Annotated in this window: 10 protein-coding genes and 2 pseudogenes; 4 read left to right on the top strand and 8 right to left on the bottom strand. The window is 63.9% G+C overall.

From position 1 onward, the window contains the following. Positions 1–89 precede the first annotated feature (89 nt). From ACI7BZ_RS06900 to ACI7BZ_RS06890, 3 genes are all read right to left on the bottom strand, one after another. On the bottom strand, positions 90–1,940 hold the full coding sequence (locus tag ACI7BZ_RS06900) for an acyl-CoA dehydrogenase family protein (protein WP_414116443.1): 1,851 nt from the start codon (positions 1,938–1,940) through the stop codon (positions 90–92). Positions 1,941–2,184: 244 nt separating this feature from the next. After that, the gene (locus ACI7BZ_RS06895) at positions 2,185–3,372 is read right to left on the bottom strand and encodes an acetyl-CoA C-acyltransferase (RefSeq protein ID WP_414116442.1); all 1,188 of its coding nucleotides are present in this window, start codon (positions 3,370–3,372) and stop codon (positions 2,185–2,187) included. Between the two features lie 72 nt (positions 3,373–3,444). Then, the gene (locus ACI7BZ_RS06890) at positions 3,445–5,565 is read right to left on the bottom strand and encodes a 3-hydroxyacyl-CoA dehydrogenase NAD-binding domain-containing protein (RefSeq protein WP_414116441.1); all 2,121 of its coding nucleotides are present in this window, start codon (positions 5,563–5,565) and stop codon (positions 3,445–3,447) included. 206 nt (positions 5,566–5,771) lie between these two features. Between ACI7BZ_RS06890 and ACI7BZ_RS06885 the strand changes: the two genes are divergently transcribed. Beyond that, complete coding sequence (locus tag ACI7BZ_RS06885; RefSeq protein ID WP_414116440.1) at positions 5,772–6,431, top strand: GntR family transcriptional regulator; 660 nt, start codon at positions 5,772–5,774, stop codon at positions 6,429–6,431. A gap of 46 nt (positions 6,432–6,477) precedes the next feature. Next, the gene (locus ACI7BZ_RS06880; protein WP_414116439.1) at positions 6,478–7,287 is read left to right on the top strand and encodes a helix-turn-helix transcriptional regulator; all 810 of its coding nucleotides are present in this window, start codon (positions 6,478–6,480) and stop codon (positions 7,285–7,287) included. A gap of 193 nt (positions 7,288–7,480) precedes the next feature. On the opposite strand, the gene ACI7BZ_RS06875 is transcribed toward ACI7BZ_RS06880, so the two are convergent. Together ACI7BZ_RS06875 and tnpC are read right to left on the bottom strand one after the other, a co-directional pair. Further along, positions 7,481–7,621, bottom strand: coding sequence for a transposase (locus tag ACI7BZ_RS06875; protein WP_414116438.1), 141 nt, complete (start codon positions 7,619–7,621; stop codon positions 7,481–7,483). Between the two features lie 9 nt (positions 7,622–7,630). Further along, positions 7,631–8,240: pseudogene (gene tnpC / locus ACI7BZ_RS06870) on the bottom strand (IS66 family transposase); the annotation flags it as partial. A 44-nt stretch (positions 8,241–8,284) separates the two neighbouring features. Between tnpC and ACI7BZ_RS06865 the strand changes: the two are divergent. Together ACI7BZ_RS06865 and ACI7BZ_RS06860 are read left to right on the top strand one after the other, a co-directional pair. Further along, the gene (locus ACI7BZ_RS06865) at positions 8,285–8,587 is read left to right on the top strand and encodes a hypothetical protein (protein WP_414116437.1); all 303 of its coding nucleotides are present in this window, start codon (positions 8,285–8,287) and stop codon (positions 8,585–8,587) included. 28 nt (positions 8,588–8,615) lie between these two features. Continuing rightward, positions 8,616–8,993 carry a hypothetical protein gene (locus tag ACI7BZ_RS06860; protein WP_414116436.1) on the top strand — a complete coding sequence of 126 codons (378 nt, stop codon included), beginning with the start codon at positions 8,616–8,618 and terminating at the stop codon, positions 8,991–8,993. An 18-nt stretch (positions 8,994–9,011) separates the two neighbouring features. On the opposite strand, the gene ACI7BZ_RS06855 is transcribed toward ACI7BZ_RS06860, so the two are convergent. The 3 genes and pseudogenes from ACI7BZ_RS06855 to ACI7BZ_RS06845 all read right to left on the bottom strand — a co-directional run bounded on the left by ACI7BZ_RS06855 (position 9,012) and on the right by ACI7BZ_RS06845 (position 12,445). Beyond that, a protein-coding gene (locus ACI7BZ_RS06855; RefSeq protein ID WP_414116353.1) for an IS3 family transposase occupies positions 9,012–10,147 on the bottom strand; the annotation gives its coding sequence in 2 pieces (ribosomal slippage) (positions 9,012–9,892 and positions 9,892–10,147; 1,137 coding nt in all). A gap of 174 nt (positions 10,148–10,321) precedes the next feature. Next, positions 10,322–10,471: pseudogene (locus ACI7BZ_RS06850) on the bottom strand (IS66 family transposase); the annotation flags it as partial. A 174-nt stretch (positions 10,472–10,645) separates the two neighbouring features. Continuing rightward, the gene (locus ACI7BZ_RS06845) at positions 10,646–12,445 is read right to left on the bottom strand and encodes a CocE/NonD family hydrolase (protein ID WP_414116435.1); all 1,800 of its coding nucleotides are present in this window, start codon (positions 12,443–12,445) and stop codon (positions 10,646–10,648) included. Between the last annotated feature and the right edge of the window lie 151 nt (positions 12,446–12,596).

Below are 12,596 nucleotides of genomic sequence, written 5' to 3'. Positions count from 1 at the left end.
TCAGTCGACAGCTCCATTTTGGCATCCAGGGTCCGCTTAAACTTGCGCGGACCTGCTGCGCGCGGGGCCGGGCGATTGCTTAAGTCCGTTCACGCATGCCGGAAGACCGCTTCGGGAACCGCCCGGAAGATCCCCGCGCGGCTCGCGATGGGAGCCAGGAACGCGCGGATCTTCGGCACCTCCACTGCGTAGAAGTAGCGGCAGGCCCAGAGCTTTCCTGCGACGAGATCCGGATCAACGCCGGGGGTCGCCGGCGCATGGGCGAATGAGAGCGCCACACGCGCCATGTCCAGCCACAGCCAGGCGATGACCAGATGGCCGAAGGCATCCAGAAACGGCGTGGCCTCGGCGAGGGCGGAAGGGGCATCTGCCTCCGTGGCAAAGCCTTGCACCGTCCCTTCGACGGCCAAGCGCGCGGCATCGAGCTCATCACACATCCCGGCAAGCTCAGGCAGCGCGCGGGCCGCGTTGGCCGCGGCGCGCATCTCCCCCATCAGCAGGCCAAAGGATTTCAGCCCGTCGTTCAGGATTTTGCGGCCGAGGAGGTCGATAGCCTGGATGCCGGTGGTGCCCTCATGGATGGGATTGAGCCGGTTGTCCCGGTAGATCTGCTCCACGTCGAAGTCGCGCGTATAGCCGTAACCGCCGTGGATCTGGATGGCGAGATGGTTGGCCAGGAGGCCCTGCTCCGACGGCCAGGACTTGGTGACCGGGGTGAGGATGTCGAGCAGGGATTGCGCCCACACGCGCCGTTCCGGGTCTTCTGCCGCCCCAGCAAGATCGCAGAGGCGCGCCGAGTAAAGGCAAAGCGCGAGGCTGCCCTCCGCGATCACCTTCTGCGCCAGCAGCATCCGCTTGACGTCGGGGTGGCGCAGGATGGGGACGGGGCGCGGCGCCTTCTTGTCCTCCAGCGCACGGCCCTGAACGCGCTCGGCGGCGTAGGCGCAGGCGAGGAGGTAGCCGCGATAAGCCAGCGCCGCCGCGCCCAGGCCGACATTGATGCGCGCCTCGTTCATCATCTGGAACATGATGGGCAGTCCCTGCCCCGCCGCACCGATGAGATAGCCGATAGCGCCCGCCTCCCCCAGAGGACGATGCCGTGCGCCTTCGCCGAAGTTCAGCATGCAGTTGGGCGTGCCGCGATAGCCCATCTTGTGATTCAGCCCGGCCACCTCCACGTCGTTGCGACGGTTGTTCCCCGGCAACTCGTCCGGCAGGTGCTTCGGCACGATGAAGAGGGAGATGCCCTTGGTCCCCGCCGGCAGCCGTCCCTCGGCGTCGGCCACCTTGGCGAGGACAAGGTGCATGGTGGTCTCGGTGACGTCCTGGTCGCCGGCAGAGATCCACATCTTCCGGCCGAAGATGCGGTAGCGCTCCCCGATGGCGTCCGTGCCGTCAGCAACCGCGCGCGTTGTGATGTCGCCGAGGGAGGAGCCGACATCGGGCTCCGACAGACACATGGTGCCGAGGCTACGGCCCGCGTGCTGCGGGCCCGCGAACAGTTCCACCTGGCGCGGCGTGCCGAAATCGCAGATCACCCGCGCATTGGCGATGGACAGCATCAGGAAGCCAGAGCCGGCGATGTTGGCCGCCATGATCTGCGCCATCGCCGCCGTGGTCATGAGGAAGGGCAGTTGCATGCCGCCGTGCGCCTCATCCACCGAGGCAAGGTGCAGCCCGGCGGAAAGATAGGCCCGCACGGCTTCGGCGAGATCCTTCTGCACCTTCACGCTGGCGTCCTGCTGCAGTCGCGGCTCGTCGCGGTCGGCGATCTTGTAGCAGGGCAGAAACTCCTGGATCGCGAGCTTCTCCGCGAGATCGAGGAAGGCGGTCCAGTCCGCCTTGCCTTGTCCCCTGAACTTGCCGAGCGCGCCGAGCTCATCGGCGCGCAGCCAGTGATAGAGCAGAAAATCGAGATCGCCGCGGGCGATGACTTCCATAGTGTGTCCTCGGTTTCCCTTATGCTTGGGTATCCGTCAGCCGGTCCTCAGTAGAGGGCGGCAGCGCAACGGTCTTGCGCCCATGTGCTGCGCGACCCGAGACCGGCGAGGGACCTGTCGACAAAAGGGGCCGGGCGCGCCAAAACGCCCGGCCCAGCATCCACACCTGAAGGGAGGTCCAGGCGGGAAGTGCCATTCCGACACGATCAGGTCCGAGGAAGGAGCCGCCGTGCCTCAAGCGGGCTCAGTGGTGAATCTCGAAGAGGGCCGCGGCGCCCATGCCGCCGCCGGTGCACATGGTCACCACCGCGAAGCGTTCCCCCCTCCGCCGTCCTTCCAGCAAGGCATGGCCGACCAGGCGTGCCCCGCTCATGCCGTAGGGATGGCCGATGGAAATGCCGCCACCGTTCACATTGTAGCGCGCGGGATCGATGCCGAGACGGTCGCGGCAATAGAGCGCTTGCACGGCGAACGCCTCGTTCAGCTCCCACAGGCCGATGTCATCGACCTTGAGGCCGTGCTGTTTCAGCAGCTTAGGGATGGCAAAGACCGGGCCGATGCCCATCTCCTCCGGGGCGCAGCCCGCCACCGCCATTCCGCGATAGATCCCCAGCGGCTGAAGCCCGCGCCGCTCGGCGAGCCCGGCTTCCATCAGGATGCAGGCCGAGGCGCCGTCGGAAAGCTGCGAGGCATTGCCCGCCGTGACAGAGCCCCCCGCGATGACCGCGGAGAGTTCTCCCAGGCCCTGAAGGGTCGTGCCGGGCCGGTTGCCCTCGTCGCGGTCGAGGGTCACCGCAACGGCGGAGACGGCGCCGGTGGCCTTGTCCGTCACGTGCATCACCGTCTCAAAGGGCACGATCTCGTTGCTGAACAGACCGGCCGCCTGGGCCGCGGCGGTGCGCTTCTGGCTCTCCAGCGCATAGGCGTCCTGCTGCGCGCGGCTGATCCCGTACTTCTGCGCGACGAACTCCGCTGTCTTGAGCATGGGCATGTAGGCATGCGGCGCGTGAGCCACCACCCCCGGGTCCGTCTCCTCCTGCACCCACGCGAAATACCGATCCTGGACGGCGGAGACATTGTCCTGCCCGCCGGCGCCGACCACCGCCATGCCGTCCACCACGATCTGCTTGGCTGCAGTGGCGATGGCCATGAGGCCCGAGGCGCACTGGCGGTCCATGGTCTGCGCCGGTACCTTCACCGGAAGACCGGCGGCGAGCACGATGTTGCGCGCCACATTCATGCCCGCCGTTCCCGCCGACAGGACTGTGCCGAACACCACATCCTCAATCTCCTCCGGCGCGACGCCGGCGCGCAGCACCGCGTGCTTCAGCGCGTGCCCGCCCATGCTGGGCGACTTGGTGGCGTTCAAGCTGCCGCGATAGGCCTTGCCGATGCCGGTCCGGGCGGTGCTGACGATGACGGCTTCTTTCATGGAAGCTCCTGTCTGAAGAGACTTTTGCCGGCAGACTGCCGACACGATGAAGGGGAAAACCTTGGGCAGCGCTCAGCTGCGCTGCCAATCCGTCAGGCGGCGCCCCTCGGCGGCGAGCTGGCGCAGCAGCGGCGCCACGCTCCAGTAGCCGTGCGCATTGCCCAGCGTCTGCGCATAATGGTCGAGGCGCTCGACGATGGCTGGAAGGCCGATCTCGTCGGCCATGAAGACCGGGCCACCCCGCCAGTTGGGGAAGCCGTAGCCGGCGGTCCATACCACGTCGATGTCACCTGGCCGGTAGGCGATGCCTTCGTCCAGAATCTGCGCCGCCTCATTCACCATCGGGTAGAGCAGGCGCTCGAAGATCTCCCGCTCGCCGATGGTGTCGCGCCGTGCGATCCCGTGCGTCTGGGCGAGTTGCGTAGCGAGGGCGACCGTGTCGTCGCACGGAACCGCCCGCCGGCCGTCATATTGATAGTAGCCCTTGCCAGTCTTCTGCCCGTAGTCGCCGCTGGCGAAGAGCGTGCGGCACATGGCGCGGTAAGCCGGATCTTTGGGACCCGCTCCGGAGGCGATCCATTCGATCACGGTGCGGGCGCCCACATCCACGCCCGCCATGTCCAGCATCCGGCTCGGCCCCATGGCCATGCCGAGCCATCGGGGCGATTCGGCCACGCCGTCGATCTGCGCCGGCGTGGCCCCCTCAAGCTGCAGGACCTCGCTCTCGCGGCCGTAGACCTCAGCCATGCGGTTGCCGATGAAGCCGTAGCACACCCCGCTCACCACCGCGGTCTTCCCGATGGTGCGGGCGAGCTTCATGACGGTAGCGAGCGTGTCCGCCGCCGTCTGCGCGCCGCGCACGATCTCCAGGAGCCGCATGATGTGGGCGGGGCTGAAGAAGTGGGTGCCGACAACGTCGGCCGGCCGGCCGCTCGCCGCCGCGATCAGATCCACGTCCAAAGTGGACGTGTTGGTGGCGATGATGGCGCCCGACTTGCACACGCGCCCGAGCTTTTCGGCCACGTCGAGCTTCAGCTGCATGTCCTCGAAGACGGCTTCCACCACCACGTCCACGTCCGCAAGCGCGGCGAAATCGGTGCTGCCGGTCATGCGGGCGCGGCGGCGTTCGGCCTCTGCGTCCGTGAGCTTTCCGCGCTTCACCGAAGCGGCATAATTCTTTGCGATGAGGCCGGCGCCGCGGTCGAGCGCTTCCTGCGACGTCTCGACCAGGGTGACGGGGACGCCCGCATCGGCAAAGGCCATGGCGATGCCGCCGCCCATTGTGCCGACGCCAACAATGCCGACTTTCCTGACTGGGCGGAGCGCGGTGTCGGATGGCAGGTCTGGAATGCGCTGTGCCGCACGCTCGGCAAAGAAGAGGTGGCGCAGCGCGCGCGACTGAGGGCTCTTCAGCAGCGCGCTGAAGGTCTCAGCTTCCACTTTCTCCCCTTCGGCGAAAGGGAGGCGTACGGCGGCTTCCAGGCAACGGGCGATGCCCGCGAGCGCCGGAAGGTGAGGGCGCAGCGCCGCCTCCTCCCCCGCCATCTTCAGCACCGCAGCCAGATCCTGCGCGTCAGGCACTGCGAGGGTGCTGGCCCTGCGCAGGGCGCCGGCCTCCGCAACCAGCGCCAGCGCAGCCTCCCGGCTGGCCGCCGAGACCTCGTCCGCGATCTGATCAACAAGACCAATGGCCCCCGCCTCGCCGGCGGATATCGGCACCCCGGACGAGATCAGCCGGTAGGCCGCCTTCAATCCCGCGAGCCGGGGCAGGCGCTGCGTGCCAAGCGACCCGGGGACAAGACCGAGCGAAACTTCCGGAAAGCCGAGCCGGGTGGTGGGCGCCGCCACGCGCAGATGGCACGCCAGCGCCAGCTCGAGCCCGCCGCCCAGCACCGTGCCGAACAGAGCGGCAACGACCGGGCGGGAGCTCGCCTCGATGCGATCGAGCAGCGCATTGAAGGACTTTGCGGTGAACGCCTCATCCGCGAAGGCGCCGATGTCGCCGCCGGAGACGAAGGTGCGCCCCGCGCAAGCGATGACCAGCGCGGTGAACGAGGCATCCGCCTCGAAGGCATCGAACGCACGGACCATATGGCTGATAGTGTCGATGGACAGGGCGTTCACCGGCGGATTGTCGATCCGCAGGACGGCGATCTCTCCATCCCGGACCAGCGTGGCGCGGTCGAGCATCATAGGGTCCTCGTTTCTCACGAGGACGCTCAATAGGAGTGATCCCGTCCATCATCTTGCGCTGACTAGCTGCATCGGATGATGCACCGCATCCAGCTTGCAATTGATTTCGTCTGATGATTTCGCTTGCCAGCATTGCATGAAGACACCATCGTCGGCCCCAAGCTGAGGAAATTTGTGATCCAAAGTCGATGAAGGACTCACGGCAGATGGCCTCTTCCCGCATGGAAACCGAGGGCGGGAAGGCCTTCAATGCATCGGAGAAGCTGGTCCACGCGGTGGTGCGCGGCCTTTACGAGGGTCGGTACGTGCCGGGGCAGCGCTTGGTTGAGGCCGATCTCGTGGCTGAATTCGCGGTAGGCCGGAGCACGGTCCGGGAGGCGATCCGGCGGCTGGAGGCGGTCGGCATCATTGAGGTCCTGCCCTATCGTGGCGCGCAGATTCGCAAGCTGACGGAGGCGGAGAGCGATGATGTGATCGCGGTACTGGAAATGTCCGTAGGGCTCGCCGCTCGGCTCTGCGCCGAGCGGATCGGGCACAGCGACAACCGGACAAAATTGCGCGCATCATGGGAGAAGCTAGAAGAGCACAAAGACGCGCTCAATGACTTCGAGGGGATCAAGGCGCGCAACAAGTTCTACCACGCAATCACGGTGCTTTCGGAGAACAAGGAGCTTCGCAGGATCATACCAGGGCTTCAGGCCCACCTAATCCGCCGCGTCTATGCCCTCGCCAATGCCAAGCGTTTCGCCAACTACCGGCGGATCGCCGAAGCCATTCCCGCGGGAAATGGAGCGGCGGCGGAGATCGCGATCCACGAACACATCCGGGAAGCAACGAGCGCCAAGTACAAGATCAACATAAAATGACTATCGGCCTCCGAGAGGGAGCACGGGACCGCCTGCGGAGAGGAAGATGCCCATGCATATCAACAATCATGACAATGCGATGCTCATCGGGCGCCAGCGCCTATGTTACAGTGGAATTTACGCAACCCCAAAGAAACCGCGGAGCATGGGTGCTTTTGTTGTCTACGTTGCGCCCTACGCGGATTTTGATATTGCGGCCAACGGTCAATCTTGGACTGAACGCAATATTTTTGCCCTCAAGCCGTTCACCGAACACCACATCCATGCCCGCTCTGGGCGGATCATCAAAATCTGCATCGAAACCGAGACCATTGCCCCCGCAGACATGCAATTTCTGTTCGAGGAGATCAGCGATCCCGTCCGCGGCGCGCGGCTCGCCGCGTATTTGCGGGATGCCCACCGCGAGATTAAGAGGGTCTCCGGCTTCAATGGGTTCTCGGCGGAGGACTTCGACAGGCATTTTTTCAGGCGCAGCTTTCCCATGCGCCCCGTCGACACACGTCTGCAGCAGGTATTCGACATCATGTGCGAGAATGTCAGAAGCGAGATGCTGACTGCGGACGAGTGCGCGCAGATGTCGGGGCTCTCCACTTCCCGCTTTCTTCACATTTTCAAAGAAAATGCAGGCATCTCATTCCGCGCGTGCCGGAGCTGGAAACAAGCGCGCCGCTTTCTAGACTATGCGAACCGCCCCGGCAGCCTCACCCATGTGGCCCTGGATTTAGGCTATCCCGATTCAAGCCATTTCAGCAGGTCAATCCGCCGGATATTCGGCCTGCAACCTCGCTCCATCCGCGAATGGCTGCGTGAGCTTCAAGTCGCGACCGGCGAGGGGTATACACTCCGACCGCGATAGAAGTTGCAAATACATCGATCATGACGACGAAAATTTGCGGTGAAAAGTATTTTTGCCGCACCTCCATCAATCAGCACAGAAAAACTTTCATAATTATATTTTTGTAAAGTAAATATGGCTGAGTCGACGAGGTTGAACTGACCCTGCCGCTGCGCTCGCGATCGGCCATGGCGAGAGTGTGATGGAAGCGCTCTCAGACGCCCTCGCGCTGCCAGCGGCGCAGATAATAGTATACCGTCTGCGATGGCGGCGGGTCATGAGGCAGCAGCCCCCATGCCATGCCAGTTCGCGCGATGCGGCCTTCCTGGGGGCCCGCCCGCCTGAGCTTCGGCAAACGTTGTCTTCAGGCCACGTTGCTGAGTGCGAGTTGTGCCGGGTCTGCCCATGGCATGTGGTCGTCGATGCGGCTGTTGAGGTGACCGTTGACGATGCGGGTGATCACGTCCGCGAGGTAGGCCTGAGGATCGATTCCGTTGAGCTTGCAGGTCTCGACGAGCGAGGCGATGGCTGCCCAGTGTTCGGCACCTCCGTCGGAGCCAGCGAAGAGGGCATTCTTCCGGGTCAGGGCCCGGGGCCGGATCGAGTGCTCGACAATGTTGTTGTCCAGCTCGACGCGGCCGTCGTCGAGGAACAGGATCAGCCCCTCCCAGCGCGAGAGCGCGTAGCAGATCGCTTTGGCGAGCTTGGCCTTCTGGCTGATCAGCGCCGGCTTCGCCCGCAGCCACGGCTCGAGGGCCTCGATGATCGGCTTGCTCTTCTCCTGGCGGGCGGCCCGACGCTCATCCGGGGTCCGGCCACGGATCGAGATTTCGACGTGATAGAGCTCGGATGCGCTTGGGGGCCTCACTGGCGATCGGCGCGGGACCGGCCAGGGCGATCTCGTAGAAGCGCCGCCGCACATGCGCCCAGCAGAACGCCAGGCTGCCCGCGTTACGTCCGGCCAGTGCCTTGTAGCGGACTCTATTGTCTTGTTCATGAACTCGGCACGCACTTCGTCGTGCGCACCGTCGTCGACCGGCTTGCCGGCGCCGGCGACCACACGGTGGCGGCCGAGATGCTCGACGCCGCCAGCGCAGGCGAGCACGCGATCGATGTGCGCACCGATGGCGACACGGTCGAACGCATCAGGTTCGACATCCGCACGAAGCGGATCCGGGTCCGTCCGCCCATCGGCAAGCAGAAGCGCTATCCACGCCTTGACCTGACGCTGATCCAGGCGGCCGAGATCGGCACGCCCGAAGGGCCGCAAGCCCATTCTCTGGAAGCTAGTCACGGACATCGAGGTCGCGTCTCTCGATGATGCCGTCGAGAAGCTCCGCTGGTACACCATGCGCTGGAAGATAGAGGTCTTCCACAAGGTTCTCAAATCGGGTTGCCGTGCCGAGGACGCCAAGCTGCGCACCGCCGATCGCCTCGCCAACCTTCTGGCGCTCTTCTGCATCGTCAGCTGGCGGGTGCTGTGGATGACCATGATCGCCCGCGCGGAGCCCGACGCCGATCCTTCGACGGCTCTGACGCCATCGGAAACCGCCATTCTCGATCGCCTCGTTCCCGACGCGGGCAACCGAGGCACAGGGCCGCATACACTTCAGTTCTACATCACAAAACTTGCTCGCCTCGGCGGCTACCTTGCCAGAAACTCCTATCCCCCGCCGGGCAACACTGAGGTGGTCCCGGTTTGGCGGACAGATTGGCGGCTTCGCTAAGCTTGGTTCTGGTGTGTGTCACGCCGCCTTGTTGATGCCGTCGCAGGCCGTGTGGACCTCCTCCGGCGTTCTGCCGCCGAGGGCCGAGTGGGGCCTCGCGCGGTTATAGTAACTGACCCACCTGCCGATGCCGGCCCGGGCCTCGGAGCCGGTCTCGAAGGCGTTGAGGTAGATGCACTCGTATTTCAGCGACCGCCAGAGGCGCTCGATGAACACGTTGTCCATCCACCGGCCGCGGCCATCCATGGAGATCCGCACGCCGGCGTCCAGCAGCACCTGGGTGAACCGCGGGCTGGTGAACTGACTGCCCTGGTCGGTGTTGAAGATGCCCGGCCGCCCGAACCGGGACAAGGCCTCCTCCAATGCCTCGATGCAGAAGTCGGCCTCCATGGTGTTGGACAGCCGCCAGGACAGAACCCTCCGGCTGTGCCAGTCCATGATGGCGACCAGGTACAGGAAGCCACGCCGCATCGGGATGTAGGTGATGTCGGCGCACCAGACCTGGTCAGGCCTGTCGATCGCCATGTTCCGCAGGAGATAGGGGAACACGCGGTGCTGCGGGTGCCGCACTGTGGTCTTCGGCCGCTGGTAGATGGCGGCCAGCCCCATGCGGGCCATGAGGCGCCGCACGCGCTTGCGCCCGACCTCATGTCCCTGCCGGCGCAGATGGCGGACCATCTGCCGCGAGCCGTACCAGGGCGTCTCGAGGAACTGGCCGTCGATCTCTCGCATGACGGCGAGGGTCTCGGGGCCTTCGGTCCGCGGGCCGCCGTAGAAGGCCGACCGGCTGATGCCGACCAGGGCGCACTGGCGCGTGATCGGCAACTGAGGGTGATCCGGTTCGATCATGTCGCGTCTCGCCCCCACGCTCAGCGACCGGAGGCCCGACGCAAAAAATCCCGTTCCACCACCAGTTGGCCGATCTTGGCATGGAGCTGGTCGATCTCGCCCTCGCGGGCGGCGTCGGCGGCTTCCGCCTTGCCGGAGAACACCGTGGCCATCCCCTCGACGGCCTGCTTCTTCCAGGCGTTGATCATGGTCTGGTGGAGGCCATGCTTCGCCGCCAGCTGCGCCACCGTCTGCTCCCCGCGAAGCGCCTCCAGGGCCACCTTCGCCTTGAACTCAGCTGAATATCGCTTCCTCTTCCCGGTCATCGGGCTCGTCCTTCCGTCAGGCCGAACCAAGCTTAACTCCCTGTCCGATTTTCGGGGACCACCTCAACACGGTCCTTTGGCGCGGCTGGAGAAGGCTCATCGACATTCAAACCGGAGTCGAACTCCACCAAGGTCGGACTTGTGGGTAATCGCAAGCTTCGCCAGATGCTTACGCTTACTCAGCACCGCCAGCATCCGCTCGTGCATAGGCCGCAACAGGAAGGCCGCACGCCGAACCCAGTCCGCCAGGGTCGAGCAGTCGAGCGCGATGCCCTGGCGTCCATAAATCTGGGGCTGCCGATACAGCGGCAGATGCTCGCCATATTAGGAGGCGGGCACATAGGCGGCGGATCAACAACGCTCAACTCCATCGCTGCTTATGAACGCCTGCCGCGCCTATGTAATGAACCGATTTCCTTCTCGATTGTGCTCTCATATACTTGCGCAAAACGGGCACAAGGGCGGCTCTTACAAGATTCAGAGTAGTCTTCGACCACTTCACCCCATACGATCAGGCCGGGACGACTGATCCACGCGGGGGATAAGTAAATAACTTTCATATGGCCCGCCGGTATGAATCACATTGGCCCCAGCTCGGATGCTCTGCGTCGACAAGTTGCCAAGGGGCAACCGCAGAGTGTTTTCGGTTTCGACAATGACTTCAAGTGTCTCACCGCGCTGCAGTTGCATGCCCGTCGGTGTAAGGGGAATGCGCACCTGGACAACTTCGCCGGGAGCGAGCGGTGCGCGACTGCGATGGTGATGCACCGGCCGGCCCACGGTCGACCTCGCCTCGTCGAGTGCGCGATGCGACGCCCTCAGTCGACCCCAAGGCCCCTCGTAAAAAATGATATTTCGGAACGGCGTATGCGTGAGCATCTCGATCTCGCCGCGGTTCTGACGCAAATGGGGGGCATCGAGAGGTAAATTGGGCGCGCAGAACGGTTCGCCATCAGCCCCGAGTTTCTTGATCCTGACATAGATGTCGAGATCGTCGGCGTCCTTCGCCTCAACCCAAAGCACCAACTCAGAGAAGCCGACCCACTCCAGCGTTTCCTCTACGTGATAGGCGAATACGACGCGCTCGCCCTCGACCGCGGAATATTCTACTTGCGACGAAGCAGCCGGGTGGGTGGCCTGCAGTCCGCGCGACGCCGCGTCGAGATGCAATTTTAGATTCCGGGTTCGCGCCAATGGAAATGCCGCTTCGGCCCGATTGAGCAACGTAATATTGTCAGGGCCAACTGTATAGATCGGCATGCGCACCCTCGGCGTCGCATCCCAGCCGTTGTCCGTGCCCTTCAGGTAATAATCGAAGAAGCGGGCGAGATCGGCGTCGTTCTGCGGATCATAGAAGTCCGGCCATTCCTGCAGATCGTGAACCCGCAGCCATTTCGGCGAGCGCAACCGGTCGTATGCGTCGAACGTACCTTGGCAATGCAGCAAATTCGACCAACTTCCGACCACATAAGCCGGAACCGCGATCTCCTCGATCTTCGCGGCGTGCTCTTCCCAATAGGCGTTGAAGAGCGGGTAGCGCGCTAGCATCTCGACGATGTCTTCGATCTGGTTGCGACCGGCCGTCAATTCGATCAACCAGTCCATGAACCCGGGATCGGGGATGCCGCCCATGCAAACGACGTTTCGATAGACGTCGTCCAATCCTTCCCACGGCGCGATAGCTGCCAGATGGCGTGGGCGTTCAGCTGCAATAAACCATTGCGCCGCCGCCAGCCAAGAATTCCCGGCACACCCCACCTTTCCGTTGCACCAGGACTGCGTCCCCGCCCAATCCACCAGGTCCGCCCCGTCACGCCCTTCTTGCGCACTCCAGCAATGCGCATCTCCATCGGACGTGTAGGTGCCGCGCGCATCCGGATTGATGACGGCGTATCCACGCGCGCACCACACTGCCGGATCCGGTGCTTCCCATTTATTGAGCTCACTGACCGCCCCGAGCGCCACCCCCATGCGGAAGGGGAAGTCGTCGAGATGCTGATTTCCGACGTTCTTGCCGTAAGGACTCCACGCGATAATCGCCGGAATGTTGTGAGCATCGACCGGGCGCAATACGTCCGTATAGATCGTCACACCATCGCGAAGCTGAACGGGCACATCGCGTTGAAAAAGAATGTCGCAGGTGAGCGCCCGAGCGCCCTCGCGCATGACGGTCCCGGCTTTTAGCACTTTCTCGTGAGGGTTAAATCCCTGATAGCGCACACGTGGTTCAGACAGAGATGCGCTTTGCCGAAATGCGATGTCAATGCTTTCATGTGAGTCTACGATTTCGTCTTTCATGTTTCCTCCTTCATTTTTGTTCGCGGGCATCACCTGGACGCTGCCCTTCGGAGCTTATTGAAATGAGCAATCAGCTCGGCTGCGATCCAGCCGAAATCAACAGACCTGTGCAAGGCTCGCTAGCCATTAGAGCCGGATCCGCCTCTATTCA

It is taken from the genome of Xanthobacter sp. AM11, from assembly GCF_047444035.1.
Classification (GTDB): Bacteria; Pseudomonadota; Alphaproteobacteria; order Rhizobiales; family Xanthobacteraceae; genus Xanthobacter.
Note: the sequence above shows the minus strand (reverse complement) of the source record. Positions and strands in the feature narration are given on the sequence as shown.